The following is a 14,945-nucleotide window of genomic DNA, read 5'->3' on the forward strand; positions in this document are numbered from 1 at the left end:
TACTTTAACTTCATTAAGTTGGATATTATTTGTATCTGAACCTATAGGACATAGGGGATAGCTTAGTAAATTTTCGATTAAGATCGAATTACCTAAGAATATTCAATTTCAATAAATTGAAGAGGTTCATTAACCAGTATAAATTATTAGAAATAGGTGAATTTTTTATGGAAGATACTAATAGTTCCATATATGCTCTTAAGACCTCAGCGGGTCAAGAAAGAAATGTTGCAAGGCTTTTAGCTCGTAAAGCTAAAATTGCTGGTATAGGTGTTTCAGCAATTCTTGTTCCAGAATCTTTAAAAGGATATATTTTGGTTGAATCTTCAACTAAAATAGATTTAAGAAATCCTGACATGAAAATACAACATTTAAGAGGTGTTGTCGAAGGTAGTAGTTTTATTACTTTTGATGAAGTAAAAAGATTCTTAAAACCAGAACCTATTATTTCCTCTATACAGAAAGGAAGCATTGTTGAATTGGTGTCTGGTCCGTTTAAAGGTGAAAGGGCAAAAGTGGTTCGTATTGATGAATCACGTGAAGAAGTCGTTCTTGAGTTAATAGAAGCAGCAGTACCTATTCCGGTTACTGTTAAAGCTGATCAAATTAGAATAATTCAAAAGGAGGCTGACTGATGGCTAAAGATACAGTCGAAGTTCTTATCGAAGGTGGCAGCGCTACTCCTGGACCTCCATTAGGCCCAGCTTTAGGACCTTTCGGTATTAACATGATGCAAGTAGTTGAAGAAATCAACAAAAAAAGTGCAGACTTTGCAGGAATGAAAGTACCTGTTATTGTTAACATTGATAGAGATACAAAAGATTTTGAAATTGAAATTGGTACTCCACCAACTACTTCACTTATCATGGAAGAACTAGGCATCGAAAAAGCTTCTCATGAACCAGGTTTAGATATTGTTAACGATTTACCAATAGACAAGGCTTTAAAAATAGCTAGAATGAAATTTGATTCATTACTTGCTAATGATTATAAAGCAGGTGTCAAAGAAGTAATGGGGACCTGTGTAAGTATGGGATTATCTGTAGATGGTAAAGACCCAAGAGAAGCACAAAAAGATGTTGATGCTGGAAAATATGATGATATCTTAGTATAATAAGTATGATCATTAAAATTTAAGTTAATCATGCAGTGTATATGATGTTATAATAATTTATTATAATTGATATACTGTTTTTTCATGCAATCGTTTAGAAATAATTTTTCTTGTATTCGATACTCATGAAACCAAATGAATAACCAATGAACAAATGTTCATGGGGGATAATATGACACAAGATGTAATAAACGCGGTGAAGGAGGCGAAAGAACAATCAAAGCCGAGAAACTTCACTGAGTCCGTAGATATTATTATTAATATCCGTGACTTAGATGTCAAAAAGCCAGAAAATAGGTTTAATGAGGAAGTTACTCTTCCTAACGGTCGTGGCAAAGATGTAAAAATCGGAGTCATTGCTGACGGTGAACTTATTGTTCAAGCTAAAGACGCTGGCTTAAGTCTTGTAATCAATAAACAGGATTTAGAGGAGTTGGGAAAAGACAGAAAAGCTGCTAAAAAAGCTGCAAATTCTGTAGATTTCTTTATAGCTCAAGCTGATATGATGCCACTTGTTGGTAGATTTTTAGGTCCAGTGCTTGGGCCTCGTAATAAAATGCCAAAACCAGTGCCCGCTACTATCAAATTAGATCCTCTTTTAGAAAGATTACGAAGTACTGTTAAAGTTGGTATAAAACAACAACCTACTATCCAAATTGTTGTTGGAAGCCAAGACATGCCAGTTGAAGAAGTTGCTGAAAATGTTGAAACTGTTCTTACAGTCTTAGACCGTCATTTAGAAAAAGGAAGAAGTCAAATAAAATCCATGTTTATTAAAACAACTATGGGACCAGTAGTGAGGGTGATCTAATGGCTCATGTTGCTGAATGGAAAAAAGAAGAAGTTACCGAGCTTAAAGGTATTATTGACCAATATGATGTTGTTGGAATCGTTGATTTAATGAATATTCCAGCAAAACAGCTCCAAGAAATGAGAAAAACTCTCAAAGGTAATGCTGTTATTAGAATGTCTAAAATTAACCTTATTAATTTAGCTCTCGAAGATTGTAATAGTGATAAAAATAATATTGTTGAATTATCTGATTATATGGATGGTCAAGTTGCAGTTATTGCAACTGAAATGAATCCTTTTAAATTGTACAAAATATTAGAAGACAGTAAAACTTCAGCTCCTGCTAAAGCTGGATCAATTGCTCCTGAAGATATTATTGTACCTGAAGGTGACACTGGATTTGAACCAGGTCCATTTTTAGGTGAATTACAACAAGTTGGAATTCCTGCAAGAATAGATAAAGGTAAAATTGTTGTTTCAAAAGAAACTGTTGTTGTAGCAGCTGGTGAAGAAGTATCTAAGGATGTTGCAGCTACTTTATCAAGAATGGATATTAATCCAATGGAAGTGGGAATCGATTTAAAAGCAGTATATGAAGATGAATCTGTTTATACTTCTGACGTACTTGCAATCGACGAAGAACAAACATTAGCAGATGTTCAAAGAGCATTTTCAAATGCATTCAACTTGTCTGTTAATGCAGCGATACCTACTGATGAAACAATTTCCGCAATTATATCTCTCGCATACAACAAAGCAGTTAGTGTTGGTGTAGAAGGAGCTATAATGACTTCTAAAACTTCTGAACCACTCATTGGTCTTGTACAATCCAGAATGTTAGCTATTGCTTCTGCAGTTGTTGATAAAGAAGGTGCAATCGATGATGAGTTAGCTAAAAAACTAGCTAATGTTGCAGTATCTTCTGCACCAGTAGTTGAAGAAGAAGCTGTTGAAGAAGAGGAGGAAGAGGAAGAAGAAAATCAAGAAGAGGCAGCAGCAGCTGGGTTAGGCGCACTCTTCGGTTAAAATAATTAATTAAAATTTTTTATTATGATAACCCTACATTTAAAAATTATATGGTGATAACATGGAATATATATATGCGGCAATGATTTTGCACAGTGCAGAAAAAGATATTAACGAAGAAAATGTTAAAAGTATTATCGAAGCAGCTGGTATTGAAGCTGATGAAGCAAGAGTAAAAGCTTTAATTGCAGCTTTAGAAGATGTGGATATTGATGAAGCTATCGAAACTGCAGCTTTTGCAACAGCGGCTCCTGCAGCAGCTCCAGTAGAAGTAGCAGATGAAGAAGCTATTGAAGAAGAGGAAGAAGAAGACGAAGGTGCTTCTGAAGAAGAGGCAGCAGCTGGTTTAGGAGCATTATTCGGATAGATTTTTTAATCTATCACCTTTCTTTTTTTCAAACTATTTTTAAGGGTTTTAATAAATTTTAAATATATTTTACAATCAGTTTTTAGCGCTAATTTTTGATAATTATTTATTTAATAAAAAACAGAAATTTTACTAATAAATAATTTGACTGATTTGAATGGTAGAAATATTTAATGAACTTAATTATAAAAAACAAAATTGTAAGACTTGTGGGCAGGAGTTTTATTCACAAGTTGATAGGGACACTTGTGGGGATGCACCTTGTGATGAATATGAATTTATCAACAATCCTGCAACAGATAAACCTTATAATCTGTATGAGATTCAACAAGTTTTCAAAGAATTTTTAGAAAATGAAGGCCATGTAGCTATACCTAGATACCCGATTTTAGCTAAACGATGGAGAGATGATGTATTTTTAGTTGGAGCTTCAATATTTTGTTTCCAGCCATGGGTAACTTCTGGTTTAGTTAAACCTCCAGCCAATCCTCTTGAAATTGCACAACCTTCTGTTCGTCTTAATGATGTTGATAATGTAGGGCGAACTGGAAGGCACATGACTTGTTTTACAATGGGATCTCATACTGTAATTAATACTGAAGATAATTTTATTTATTGGGAAGATAGAACAATAGAACTTTGCCATAAGTTCTTTGAATATATAGGGATTAATACCGAAGAAATTACATTCATCAAATCTTGGTGGAGTGGTGGTGGTAATGAAGGACCATGTTATGAAGTGTGTTGTAGAGGAGTAGAACTAGCTACTTTAGTTTTTATCCAATACGAAACTTTAGAAGATGGTGGTAAAAAAGAAATTCCAATTAAAGTGGTAGATACAGGTTATGGTCTTGAAAGAATTGCTTGGATTTCACAAGGAACACCAACAGCATACGATGCTTGTTTTAAACCAGTGGTTGATAAACTTAAAAAGTTAACTGGTGTGGAGATAAACGAAGAAATTCAAGGTCGTAATGCTCAAATAGCTGGAATGATGGATATTGAGGATATTGGGGATTTAAAAGAACTCCGTCAACAGGTGGCTAATAGTTTAGGTGTTTCTCTTGAAGAATATTTAAAAGCTGCTGAACCAATGGAAGCTATTTATATTATTGCAGATCATACTCGTTGCCTTGCATTCATGTTAGCTGATGGAATCATTCCTTCTAATGTAAAAGAAGGTTATTTAGCACGTTTAGTTTTAAGAAGAACTGTTAGATTTATGAAAGATTTAAATATGAAGGAATCTCTAGCTGATATAATGTATATTCAACTTGACTTCTTATCTGAGTTCTATCCTGAAATTAAAGATTCTGAAGAACATATTATGAATATAATTAAATTAGAGGAAGAAAGATATGATTCTACTATTAAAAAAGGAAAAAGCATTGTTAAAAGATCTATTAAAAGACTTAAAAAAGAATGTAAAAACGAAATGCCTCTTGAAATGTTAATAGATTTATATGATGCACATGGAATTCCTCCAGAAAGTGTTGAAGAATTAGCAGATAAGGATTTTAAAGTAAATGTTCCAGACAATTTCTTTACTTTAGTAGCAGGAGCTCATGAAAAAGATGATTCTAATAAAAAATCTACATTTGACCTTGATTATCCTGAAACAGATCTGTTATTCTATAAAGATTTCTACCAAAAAGAATTTGTTGCTAATGTTTTAGGAATTGTTGAAAAAGATGGTCGTAAAGCATTAGTTTTTGATAAAACAATATTTTATCCAGAAGGGGGAGGTCAACCTTCAGATATTGGTCAAATAACTGTTGATGAAGTTACATATGAAGTAAATCATGCTGAAAAAATTAATAATGTTGTTTTACACTATGTTAATGGGGATGTATGTGATTTAGAAGGTAAAAATGTTAGTGGAATTATTGATTGGGATAGAAGAATCACTTTAGCCCGTCATCATACTGCAACTCATTTAATCGTAGCTGCAGCTCGTAAAATCTTAGGACAACACATTTGGCAAGCAGGAGCTCAAAAAGGAATTAAAAGAACTCGTATAGATTTATCACACTACAAACGTATAACTCCTAAGGAACTTAATCAAATTGAAAGATTGGCTAATGAATATGTAATGAATAATATTGATTTGGATATTCAATTACACTCAAGAGATGAAGCAGAAGCATTATATGGTTTTAAACTTTATCAAGGAGGTATTGTTCCAGGTAAAATTATTCGTGTAGTTAAAATCCCTGAAATTGATGTTCAAGCTTGTGCAGGAACACATGTTTTAAGAACTGGTGATATTGGAGCTATTAAAATCAACAAAACAGAAAGAGTTCAAGATGGTGTTGAAAGAATTGATTTTTCAGCGGGTCTTGCAGCTGTTGATTCAATTCAAAAAGATAATAAATTATTATCTGACAGTTCAAAAGTATTTAAAGTTGAAGGTTCACAACTTCCAAAAACTTGTGATAGGTTTTTCTCTGAATGGAAAGTACAGAAAAATGAGATTGACAAGTTAAAATCTGAAATAGCTAGTTTAAAAATGAACTCCCTTGCAGATGATTATGTTGAAATTAAAGATCTTAAAGTTGTATCAGAATTAATTGATGGTGATTTTAAAGAACTTCAAAAAATTGCAACTGACTTTACAGATAATGGAAAAGCAGACGTTGTTATTATGGGTAATAATGATGGTAAAATCGTTGGAGCAGCATCTAAAAAAGCTATTGATAATGAAGTTAAAATCAATGAAATTATTAAAATAGCAGCTGGCGTTTTAGGTGGAGGCGGTGGAGGCCGTTTAACTTTAGCACAAGGTGCTGGTAAAGACACTTCTAAAATGCAAGAAGCTATTAAAACAGCTGTTGATTTAATTTAAGGATGTTTAAACCATTCTTTTTTTAATTTTTTATCCATCATGATGGAATTACTAAAGTTTGTGAAGTGATCATGATGGATAAATATTTGGATATTCTAGTAAATTACGAAACTTTTTTAAATAATAAATTATAAATAATAATTTATGGTAGGAAGAAAACAAATACATTTAAAACAACATTTAAGCACTAAAGAAATAGAAGATTTACTCAACGAATACAATTATTATTATAAAATTTATTTAAGGCTTTTATTTATTCGCATGATTGATAAAGGTGAAAAATTAGATTATGTTTGTGAATTACTTGATATAACTATTCCAACAGGTTATAATTGGTTAAATGCGTACAATGAAGGTGGATTTGAGGGTTTAAAACCTAAGTTTGCTGGAGGACGTCCTTCTAAATTATCTACTGAACAATTTTTAAAATTAAAAGAATTAATTGAAGAAAAGGTAGATAATGGTGAGAAATTATCAAGAAAAGATGTTCATAAGTTAATTATAGAAGAATTTAATGTAGATTATAGCTTAAAAAGGGTAGGTGAGATAATTAGAAAGTGTGGATTTAATTATAATAAAGCTTATCCCTTTCTTTACAAAGCAACCTGAAAATGCTAAAAGAAATTTTAAAAGAAAGATTAAAAGTTATTGATTTAACTAAAAATGAAAAAATAGTCTTTTTTGATGGTTCATCAATTCAAAATCAACCATAATTCTTCAAAATCAGTATGTAAAAAAAGGTTCAAAAAATATAGCAAAGAAAAATCCTTATAAATTTAAAGTCAATGCTTTAGGTTCTATTGCATTAATAGGAAATCATAGTTTAACTATTTCAGAAACATCTAAAGCTCATGATATAGCAAAGGCTTTAATTGAAATTAAGATAGCAAATACTGAAATACCACTTTTAAAATCTTTATTAAATAAAGTCTTGCTAGACTCTGATTTATCTTCAAATCAAATTCAACAAAAAATTTTTAGAAAAAAATTCTAATAAAAAAGATTTTATAAATAAAATAATGAAAAACATTAAAAATAATCAATTAACAACTGTTGAATTAGCATCAAAATTGGAAAAACAAAGTAAAAAAGAAAGTTTAGACAATAAAAGAAGAATTGATTTAACAAAACGTGAAATTCTATTTGAAAATATTAAAGAAGAAATTAAACAATATTCTTATTCAGAACCAACAATTCATATTATTTTAGATAATTATAGCGTTCATAAAACTGAATTAATTAAAAAAATATGTGAAATTTTAAATATGAATTTAATATATTTGCCTCCTTATTCCCCACAATTTAATCCTATTGAACAAACATGGAGAACATGTAAAATATATGTTAAAAGAAAATATCATGATTGTAAAGAAAAATTAGAAGAATTTTTTGTTGAAACATATTTTAAAGTAGTTAATGAATGTAATTTCTTTAATTGGTGGAGTGAAACATTTTTAAAAAAAGTTTTGTAATTTACTATAGTTACTAAATTTGAGAATTTTGGTGATTTTTTTAATATTAATATTGTATACATACATTTAAATATAGGTTTTGCATATAAATTATAATTGAAAGATTTAGAAGGTAAAAATTTCTTTTTTATATAAAAGAAGTTCAGCCTCCTTTAGCTTCGTCGCCACAGGCGACGACTATATTACGGCGAGGGGGTTCTTCAATCTTCAAAAACTTTTTTTACAATTAAATTATCAAGTAAATCAATAAATTCAGAATTGTCATGCTCCATACATTGAAATACAGACCATGCAATTATATCAATAATTTGTAAACCTTTGTGATTTACTGAATCTTCATGTTTAATGTCAACATTGCAACCATTAGGATTATTCAAATTATCTAAAAACATCTTATTGAAATTATTCACATATTTTTCCTTTGGTTTACATTTATCTATTATAATATTAGTCGAATCTGTAATATTTAATTCCTTAGCTAGTTGTGAAGCTATTGTATCATATAATTTATTATAATCATAAGTATTAGAAATTTTATAAATGTTTGTTTTATCCAATGTAATTACTATAGCCTTATAATCTTTTTTGTTGAGTTTTTTTAATAGCTTTTTTAAGATTGCATTGTCTGTTCTATTTCCTTTAAGCTCATTAGAACCACCTATCTTCTTCTTATGTATTATTCTAGCTTTTTTAATCAATCTATCTAATATGTTTGGGTTTTTTACTATGATGGCTCCAATGACAAAGTATTTTGTTTGTTTTGCTAGTTCTCCTGATTCATCTATATATACATAATCCATATATTATTTTTGTTTTGTTAAGTTAAAAACTTTCTTATCATAAGTGGTTGTTAATTATATGACTATCCGTTTTCTATAATATCCCAGATTATTTTTCTAACTTTATAATCATCAAATTCTTCTTTATTAAGCCATATATTATCAGTATATTCTTTAAGAGCTTTATTAATTTTGTCAGATTGAGATTTTGATAATTTGTAATTGGGTTGCATTATATAATCCTATTCTTCATCAATTTTATGAGTAATTTCTTTGTATTTATCATCATATATTTCAGGTTCGATTTCTACTCCATTAGGGATGTATCCTTCATTTATTTTGTGATTATATGTTCTATAGACAAGTGTTTCCATATAATTTTTATCAACAAATGGATTTTTACCATTATTAATATCATTTTGGTATAGCTCAAAGACTTTTTCTGATAAATCATATTTATTTACTAATTCGTTGTCTTTAATGTATTCTTGTATTTTTTCCATGTCATTCATCCTAGCTATTTGGTCTAATCTTGTTTCTATATGAAAGTGGTGAATCTAATGGAAAAATATCTTTAATTGAACTATGAGAATCCAAATTTAAATATTAATGGAATCAGTTCTGAATTGCCGGTTGAAGATTTGGTTTTTGCTTCTTGTCGTGGAGGATGGCCAGAAAGTTTGAATAAGAAAACTACTGAACAACAATTATTCATTGCCAAATCTTATTTTAATATTATTTGTGAAAGTGGCATGTCTAGTGTAGATGGTGTTAAAAGAAATCCTGATAAAGTTAAAATTCTTTTAAAGCCTATGGGGCATGATGGGAGAGTTAGTTATTATTGTGATCGATATGGGTTAGAAGTAGATTGTGTTTTAACATTAAGTAATGGGGATCATGCATTAATAGAATTTAAATTAGGAAATCTTGAGGAAAAAAGGCTGCAAAAAATTTATTAAGATTGGATAAGCTAATTAAAGAAGCAAAAGAAAAAAATGAGGTTTAAATTCCTGAACCAAAATTTTTAGCTATTTTAACTGGTGGGAAATATGCTTACACAAGAAAAGACAGAGTTAAAGTTATTCCGATTGGGTGTTTAGAATAATGAAACAAAGTTTTAATTAGTATAAAGCTTAAAATTATTATAGTTTTCTTATTATTTTTTTAACAGTTAAATTTTATTAAGTGAGGTTTTAAATGAATTATGATTTAATAATAGTTAGATATGGGGAAATCGGACTTAAAAGTTCAAAAATAAGGTCTAAATTTGAAAAAAAGTTGATTAAGAACATTAAAGCAGCAACTGATTGTGATGTTGATCGAAATCAAGGAAGAATTTATATTTTTCCAAAGGATTTTTTTGATGCTTTAGAAAAGCTTAAAATGGTTTTTGGTGTTGTTTCTTATTCTCCTGCTGTTTCAACATATTCTACTTTTGAAGATATTGATAAAGTTTTAAGCAAATATACTAAAACTCTTATTAATGATGGAATTTTAGATGAAAATACAAAATTTGCAATTAGATGTCGTAGAGTTGGAAAACACGATTTTTCATCTCAAGAAATGGCTGGTTATTGTGGAGGTGTTGTTAAAAGACAAATAAAATCTCCAGTTGATTTATCAAATCCTGATTTAACAATATTTGTCGAAATAAGGGATGATGATGCTTATATTTATCATGAAAAAATTCAAGGTTCTGGGGGTCTTCCATTAGGAACACAAGGAAAAGTTGTTGTATTATTATCCAGTGGCATTGATTCTCCAGTTGCTGCTTATATGATGATGAAAAGGGGATGTGAGGTGATTGCACTTCATTTTAATGCATCTCCATTTTCAGGATCTCAAGTTACTCATTTAGCTTGTAAATTGGTTGATAAACTTCAAAATTACGCGAAAGGAGTCCCTATTAAAATGTACATTGTTGATTATGGAGAATACTTACAAGCAACAAAGGATTATGCTCCTGAGAAAATGACTTGTGTTTTATGTAAATCTGGAATGTATAAAATAGCGGAAAGAGTTGCTAAAAAATATGGAGCACTGGCTATTGTTGATGGAAGTAGCGTAGGTCAAGTAGCTTCTCAAACACTTAATAATATTTTAGCTACTCGTTATGGGGTTGAAATGCCGATTTTATCTCCGTTAATTGGTTTGGACAAAACCGAGATTTCTGATATTGCAAGTAAGATTGGAACATTTGAAATTTCTAAAATTGATGATGGAGGTTGTAAAGCAGTTCCAAAATATCCTGAAACTAGGGCAGATTTAGAAAGAGTTAAAAAGGCAATTGATGATATGAATCAAGAGAAGTATATTCAAAAAGCTTTTGAAAAGGTTAATTAAATAATTGATTTTCCTTGTTTTTTAATAAATCATAATTATTAAATAGTATACAAATCAAAAACTATTATTGTATAGTAAATATTTAATTTACTAATTGAGGTTATTAAAATGAAAACTACTGTTAGTGTAATTAAAGCTGATATTGGAAGTGTGTCTGGACACTGTGTAGCACACCCTGAATTAATGGATATTTGTGATGAAGTTTTAAATGAAGCTTTAGAAAGCAATATCTTATCTGATTATTACATCTCCCGTTGTGGAGATGACATTGATTTAATCATGACTCATCATAATGGTGAAGAAAACGAAGAAGTACATAAAACTGCATATGATGCATTTATGAAAGCTACTGAAAGAGCACGTGAATTAAAATTATATGGTGCAGGTCAAGATTTATTAAGTGACACTTTCTCTGGAAACATCAAAGGTATGGGTCCTGGTGTAGCTGAAATGGAATTTAAAGAAAGACCCTCTGATCCCGTTTTAGTATTCTGCTGTGATAAAACAGAACCTGGTGCATTTAACTTACCAGTATTTAGAATGTTTGCAGACCCATTTAATACTGCAGGGCTTGTTATTGACCCAAGTTTACATGATGGATTTAAATTTGAAGTATTTGATGTAATTGAACATAAAAAAGTTATCTTAAACTGTCCTGAAGAGATGTATGATTTGCTTGCTTTAATCGGTTCTACTGGAAGATATGTAATTAAAAGAGTATGGAAAAAAAATGGTGAAATCGCAGCATCTATCAGTACTGAAAGATTAAACTTGATGGCGGGGGAATATGTCGGTAAAGACGATCCTGCATGTATTGTAAGAGCTCAATCTGGATTTCCTGCTAATGGTGAATGTGTAGATCCATTTGCATTTCCTCATATGGTAAGTGGATGGATGAGAGGATCTCACAATGGTCCAATGATGCCTGTTTCTGAAGAAGAAGCAAATCCAATTAGATTTGATGGACCACCAAGAGTAATTGGTTTAGGTTTCCAGGTATCTAATGGTGAATTAATTGGTCCTGTGGATTTATTCGATGACCCTGCATTTGACCCAACTAGAGAACAAGCTGCTAAAATTGCATCTTACATTAGAAGACACGGTCCATTTGAACCTCACAGATTACCTGCTGAAGAAATGGAATATACTTCACTTCCTGGTGTAATGAGCAAACTTGAAAATAGGTTTGAAGATATGGAATAATCGTGGAGATTTTTAATCTCTATTTTTTTTATTTTATGTGCAGTTATTATTGTAAAACTGCTTTTATTTACTGTGATTATTTTATTATCTATTTCTACATAATAATTTTTACCTTTTTGAGTAATTAATGAGTTATTATCTTCAATTAAATCAATACAATATTCAACTACATTATTACAATTGATTCCTAAATTCTTTTTAACACCTTCAATACCAAGCTTTGTCGTGTGAATTTTATCAACATTTTCCAATAGTTCATTTTTAAAATCCATAAAGTTAATATAAAGTTTAATAATAATTAAGTTTATGTCATTTTTTTCGTTGATTATTAAGAATCCTTTTAGAAATAAAAGTAGAGCAATTTTGGCTATTATAGGAATAGGGATAGGAATAGCTACTATTGTTGCATTAGGTGGTATAACTGAAGGTTTGATAACTTCAGCTGAAGATACACTTCATGCTGGAGGTACAGACATCACGATTATAAGTTCTAATACTTCATCTTCTTCATCATCAATGATGGGCTCATCGTCTTTTAATGAAAGTTGGATAAATAAGATAAAGTCGCAAGATGGTGTTCAGGATGCTATTGGTATTTATTCAACAACAGTCATGACAGAAAATATTCCGATGTTAACGGTTATTGGAATTCATCCAGAATCTGTTAATTATGCAGATTTAACAATAACTGAAGGAAGACTTTTTTCAAATGATAATGATGATAAAGAAGTAATTGTTGGAAAGGTAACTGCTAGTCAATATGAAGGAGTGGATGTAGGAGATAAAATCAAAATTAATAATGAAAACTTCAAGATTGTAGGTATTTTTGAATCTGGTACTTCATTTCAGGACATGTCAGTTTTCATGACTTTAGATAATGTTCGTGATATTGTAGATGATGACGAAAATATTTCATCTATCTTTGTAAAAGTTAATAAGGATGCTGATGTTGATAATGTAGCTCGTGAGCTTGAAAATAAATATGGTGATAATTTAAGTGTTATTACTTCTTTAGCTGATGTATCAATGGCTAAAGATATGGTTGATATGCTCAATGGGGCTAGTTGGGGTATTTCACTTTTGGCTATTGTAATTGGTGGAATTGGAATAATTAATACAATGCTTATGTCAGTATTTGAGAGAACTCGTGAAATTGGAGTGTTAAAAGCTGTTGGATGGTCAGATTTAAGAATACTTTTAATGATTGTTGGTGAATCTATTGTAATTACGATTACTGCAGGAATTGTTGGATCTCTTGTTGGAGTCATTGGAGTTGAACTATTAACTCAAATGGAATTTTTAGGTGGAATGACTCCTGTATTTACACTTGGTATATTTGCAGAAGCATTCATTGTAGCTCTTATTGTTGGTATTATTGGAGGGATTTATCCTGCTATTAAAGCAATTAAATTACCACCAACCGAAGCATTGAGGTATGAATAGGTGATAATATGGAAAATGTAGTTGAAATTAAAGATTTAAAGAAAAGCTATGAAAATGGACATATTAAAGCTTTAAATGGAATATCCCTAACAATTGAAGAAGGTGAATTTGTATCGATAATAGGTCCTTCTGGATCAGGTAAATCTACATTATTAAACATGTTAGGGGCTCTTGATTTGCCAGATAGTGGTTCAATATCAGTTGCAGGATATAATTTACTTAAAAATAAAAAATTAAGTGAATTTAGAGGAGATAAAATAGGTTTTATCTTTCAGCTTCATAATTTAATTCCAAATATTTCAGTTGTTGAAAATGTTAAAATTCCAATGTTCACTAAAAAATGGTCTAATCAACAAATGACTAAAAGAGCATTAGGATTATTAGACGCTGTTGGTCTTAGAAATAAAGCTAATCAAATGCCAAATAAGTTATCTGGTGGTGAACGACAAAGAGTGGCTATTGCAAGAGCTTTAGCTAATAATCCATCAATCATTCTTGCAGATGAACCCACTGGTTCTTTAGACTCTAAAACTAGTAATAAAATTTTAAAAGAGCTTGACAAGTTACATAAAGAAAATAATGTTACATTAATTGTAGTTACTCATGATATGAATGTTGCAAGATTAGCTGATCGTGTAATTGAAGTTTTAGATGGTCAAATTTTAGAAAATAATGATGAATCTTTATTGGATAGTGAAATTAATATTCACTAATCTATTTTTTTTATATAATACTATGAATCATCCTTAAAGCATCAAGTAGTCCATGTGAGTATTCAATACATCCAAATGCTGTTCGCATATCCTCTTTTTTAAGATAATACTTAGAATCATTCCAATAATCAATAGCTCTATCATAAACTTCTTTTTCTTTTCCAATAAATTCAATATTTTCAACTTGCTTTAAGTTTCTCTCTAATTTTTTAATATCAATAGCTATCTTCTCTGGACTTTTTAATTCACTCATTTTAATTGCCTCCAAACATGGTAAACTCTTTGAAATACTGTAATGTAGGATAATATCACTAAAATCATAATTATATATGTAAAGTAAATTGATTGAGTGAAATATCCGACTAAAGCACCTATCATTAAAATAATCATACGGACTGCTCTTTCAGCTATTCCAACATTACATGTTGCACCTTGTGATTCTGCTCTTGCTTTTACATAACTTACTGTTATTGCAGAATGAATAGCTAATATGCCAATAAACCAATCACAATATCCTCCGAATATGATTCCAATATATATTATTGCATCTGCAAATCTATCCATTGTTGAATCTAGAAATGCTCCAAATTTAGATGACTTATTATGATATCTTGCAATGGCTCCATCCATAACATCTAAAAATCCACTAGCTAAAATAGCTGTTGTAGCTAAGATTAACATATGATTTGCAAATCCATAAGCAGCTATTATTGCTACGAATGGTGAGATAATAGTTATAATGTTTGGATTTATATTAAGATTTTGAGCAATTGGATTCAATATTTTTGTTAAAAATGGTCTTAGACTTTCGAGCATACTTTTATATAAAGTTTTTATCCATATATAAT

Annotated in this window: 19 protein-coding genes; 13 read left to right on the forward strand and 6 right to left on the reverse strand. The window is 30.2% G+C overall.

Annotation, left to right across the window (positions count from 1 at the left end):
• The first annotated feature begins 167 nt into the window (after window positions 1-167).
• From MBORA_RS07680 to MBORA_RS07715, 8 genes are all read left to right on the forward strand, one after another.
• The gene (locus MBORA_RS07680; RefSeq protein WP_042693529.1) at window positions 168-635 is read left to right on the forward strand and encodes a transcription elongation factor Spt5; all 468 of its coding nucleotides are present in this window, start codon (window positions 168-170) and stop codon (window positions 633-635) included.
• Window positions 635-1,114 carry a 50S ribosomal protein L11 gene (locus MBORA_RS07685; RefSeq protein ID WP_042693528.1) on the forward strand — a complete coding sequence of 160 codons (480 nt, stop codon included), beginning with the start codon at window positions 635-637 and terminating at the stop codon, window positions 1,112-1,114. Before MBORA_RS07680 ends, MBORA_RS07685 begins: the two co-directional genes overlap by 1 nt.
• Before the next feature lie 160 nt (window positions 1,115-1,274).
• Entirely contained in the window at window positions 1,275-1,925 is a 651-nt protein-coding gene (locus tag MBORA_RS07690) for a 50S ribosomal protein L1 (RefSeq protein WP_042693811.1), read from the forward strand.
• The gene (locus MBORA_RS07695; RefSeq protein ID WP_042693527.1) at window positions 1,925-2,932 is read left to right on the forward strand and encodes a 50S ribosomal protein L10; all 1,008 of its coding nucleotides are present in this window, start codon (window positions 1,925-1,927) and stop codon (window positions 2,930-2,932) included. The genes MBORA_RS07690 and MBORA_RS07695 overlap by 1 nt, the downstream gene beginning before the upstream one ends.
• A gap of 61 nt (window positions 2,933-2,993) precedes the next feature.
• Window positions 2,994-3,299 (forward strand): 50S ribosomal protein P1, encoded by a 306-nt coding sequence (gene rpl12p / locus MBORA_RS07700; RefSeq protein ID WP_042693525.1) that lies wholly within the window; start codon window positions 2,994-2,996, stop codon window positions 3,297-3,299.
• 157 nt (window positions 3,300-3,456) lie between these two features.
• Window positions 3,457-6,144, forward strand: coding sequence for an alanine--tRNA ligase (alaS, locus tag MBORA_RS07705; protein ID WP_042693523.1), 2,688 nt, complete (start codon window positions 3,457-3,459; stop codon window positions 6,142-6,144).
• Between the two features lie 144 nt (window positions 6,145-6,288).
• Window positions 6,289-6,753, forward strand: coding sequence for a helix-turn-helix domain-containing protein (locus tag MBORA_RS07710; protein WP_042693521.1), 465 nt, complete (start codon window positions 6,289-6,291; stop codon window positions 6,751-6,753).
• 410 nt (window positions 6,754-7,163) lie between these two features.
• On the forward strand, window positions 7,164-7,616 hold the full coding sequence (locus tag MBORA_RS07715) for a transposase (protein WP_063720494.1): 453 nt from the start codon (window positions 7,164-7,166) through the stop codon (window positions 7,614-7,616).
• Between the two features lie 200 nt (window positions 7,617-7,816).
• On the opposite strand, the gene MBORA_RS07720 is transcribed toward MBORA_RS07715, so the two are convergent.
• The 3 genes from MBORA_RS07720 to MBORA_RS07725 form a co-directional block, all read right to left on the reverse strand.
• Window positions 7,817-8,416: a DUF3800 domain-containing protein gene (locus MBORA_RS07720; RefSeq protein ID WP_042693519.1), complete on the reverse strand. Its 600-nt coding sequence runs from the start codon at window positions 8,414-8,416 to the stop codon at window positions 7,817-7,819.
• A gap of 62 nt (window positions 8,417-8,478) precedes the next feature.
• Window positions 8,479-8,628, reverse strand: a complete 150-nt coding sequence (locus MBORA_RS10650; RefSeq protein WP_155930816.1) for a hypothetical protein — start codon at window positions 8,626-8,628, stop codon at window positions 8,479-8,481.
• A gap of 9 nt (window positions 8,629-8,637) precedes the next feature.
• Complete coding sequence (locus MBORA_RS07725; RefSeq protein ID WP_042693517.1) at window positions 8,638-8,898, reverse strand: hypothetical protein; 261 nt, start codon at window positions 8,896-8,898, stop codon at window positions 8,638-8,640.
• Window positions 8,899-8,973: 75 nt separating this feature from the next.
• On the opposite strand from MBORA_RS07725, the gene MBORA_RS07730 reads away from it, so the two are divergent.
• From MBORA_RS07730 to fbp, 3 genes are all read left to right on the forward strand, one after another.
• Complete coding sequence (locus tag MBORA_RS07730; protein WP_052331815.1) at window positions 8,974-9,354, forward strand: hypothetical protein; 381 nt, start codon at window positions 8,974-8,976, stop codon at window positions 9,352-9,354.
• A 238-nt stretch (window positions 9,355-9,592) separates the two neighbouring features.
• Window positions 9,593-10,738: a tRNA uracil 4-sulfurtransferase ThiI gene (gene thiI, locus MBORA_RS07735; protein WP_042693516.1), complete on the forward strand. Its 1,146-nt coding sequence runs from the start codon at window positions 9,593-9,595 to the stop codon at window positions 10,736-10,738.
• A gap of 108 nt (window positions 10,739-10,846) precedes the next feature.
• Window positions 10,847-11,941, forward strand: coding sequence for a fructose-1,6-bisphosphate aldolase/phosphatase (gene fbp, locus MBORA_RS07740; protein WP_063720495.1), 1,095 nt, complete (start codon window positions 10,847-10,849; stop codon window positions 11,939-11,941).
• Here fbp and MBORA_RS07745 read toward each other — a convergent pair.
• Entirely contained in the window at window positions 11,854-12,213 is a 360-nt protein-coding gene (locus MBORA_RS07745) for a DUF3781 domain-containing protein (RefSeq protein WP_063720496.1), read from the reverse strand. The genes fbp and MBORA_RS07745 overlap by 88 nt on opposite strands.
• 49 nt (window positions 12,214-12,262) lie before the next feature.
• Between MBORA_RS07745 and MBORA_RS07750 the strand changes: the two genes are divergently transcribed.
• Both MBORA_RS07750 and MBORA_RS07755 read left to right on the forward strand, forming a co-directional pair.
• Entirely contained in the window at window positions 12,263-13,384 is a 1,122-nt protein-coding gene (locus MBORA_RS07750) for an ABC transporter permease (protein ID WP_232817577.1), read from the forward strand.
• An 8-nt stretch (window positions 13,385-13,392) separates the two neighbouring features.
• A complete protein-coding gene (locus tag MBORA_RS07755) occupies window positions 13,393-14,097 on the forward strand; it encodes an ABC transporter ATP-binding protein (RefSeq protein WP_063720497.1) in 705 nt (234 codons plus the stop codon).
• Window positions 14,098-14,107: 10 nt separating this feature from the next.
• Here MBORA_RS07755 and MBORA_RS07760 read toward each other — a convergent pair whose 3' ends face one another.
• The gene (locus MBORA_RS07760; protein ID WP_042693512.1) at window positions 14,108-14,350 is read right to left on the reverse strand and encodes a DUF357 domain-containing protein; all 243 of its coding nucleotides are present in this window, start codon (window positions 14,348-14,350) and stop codon (window positions 14,108-14,110) included.
• Entirely contained in the window at window positions 14,347-14,913 is a 567-nt protein-coding gene (gene pgsA / locus MBORA_RS07765; protein ID WP_042693511.1) for an archaetidylinositol phosphate synthase, read from the reverse strand. Before pgsA ends, MBORA_RS07760 begins: the two co-directional genes overlap by 4 nt.
• Window positions 14,914-14,945 lie beyond the last annotated feature (32 nt).

Source organism: Methanobrevibacter oralis (assembly GCF_001639275.1).
In the GTDB taxonomy this organism is placed as follows: Archaea; Methanobacteriota; Methanobacteria; order Methanobacteriales; family Methanobacteriaceae; genus Methanocatella; species Methanocatella oralis.

Excerpts from the sequence above, each read along its gene's own strand:
- pgsA (WP_042693511.1), bottom strand. The coding sequence starts at position 14,913 with ATGCTCGAAAGTCTAAGACCATTTTTAACAAAAATATTGAATCCAATT.
- MBORA_RS07760 (WP_042693512.1), bottom strand. The coding sequence starts at position 14,350 with ATGAGTGAATTAAAAAGTCCAGAGAAGATAGCTATTGATATTAAAAAA.
- MBORA_RS07695 (WP_042693527.1), top strand. The coding sequence starts at position 1,925 with ATGGCTCATGTTGCTGAATGGAAAAAAGAAGAAGTTACCGAGCTTAAA.
- MBORA_RS07685 (WP_042693528.1), top strand. The coding sequence starts at position 635 with ATGGCTAAAGATACAGTCGAAGTTCTTATCGAAGGTGGCAGCGCTACT.
- MBORA_RS07725 (WP_042693517.1), bottom strand. The coding sequence starts at position 8,898 with ATGGAAAAAATACAAGAATACATTAAAGACAACGAATTAGTAAATAAA.
- alaS (WP_042693523.1), top strand. The coding sequence starts at position 3,457 with ATGGTAGAAATATTTAATGAACTTAATTATAAAAAACAAAATTGTAAG.
- MBORA_RS07710 (WP_042693521.1), top strand. The coding sequence starts at position 6,289 with ATGGTAGGAAGAAAACAAATACATTTAAAACAACATTTAAGCACTAAA.
- MBORA_RS07720 (WP_042693519.1), bottom strand. The coding sequence starts at position 8,416 with ATGGATTATGTATATATAGATGAATCAGGAGAACTAGCAAAACAAACA.
- MBORA_RS07680 (WP_042693529.1), top strand. The coding sequence starts at position 168 with ATGGAAGATACTAATAGTTCCATATATGCTCTTAAGACCTCAGCGGGT.
- rpl12p (WP_042693525.1), top strand. The coding sequence starts at position 2,994 with ATGGAATATATATATGCGGCAATGATTTTGCACAGTGCAGAAAAAGAT.
- MBORA_RS07745 (WP_063720496.1), bottom strand. The coding sequence starts at position 12,213 with ATGGATTTTAAAAATGAACTATTGGAAAATGTTGATAAAATTCACACG.
- MBORA_RS07755 (WP_063720497.1), top strand. The coding sequence starts at position 13,393 with ATGGAAAATGTAGTTGAAATTAAAGATTTAAAGAAAAGCTATGAAAAT.
- MBORA_RS07690 (WP_042693811.1), top strand. The coding sequence starts at position 1,275 with ATGGGGGATAATATGACACAAGATGTAATAAACGCGGTGAAGGAGGCG.
- MBORA_RS10650 (WP_155930816.1), bottom strand. The coding sequence starts at position 8,628 with ATGCAACCCAATTACAAATTATCAAAATCTCAATCTGACAAAATTAAT.
- MBORA_RS07715 (WP_063720494.1), top strand. The coding sequence starts at position 7,164 with ATGAAAAACATTAAAAATAATCAATTAACAACTGTTGAATTAGCATCA.
- fbp (WP_063720495.1), top strand. The coding sequence starts at position 10,847 with ATGAAAACTACTGTTAGTGTAATTAAAGCTGATATTGGAAGTGTGTCT.
- thiI (WP_042693516.1), top strand. The coding sequence starts at position 9,593 with ATGAATTATGATTTAATAATAGTTAGATATGGGGAAATCGGACTTAAA.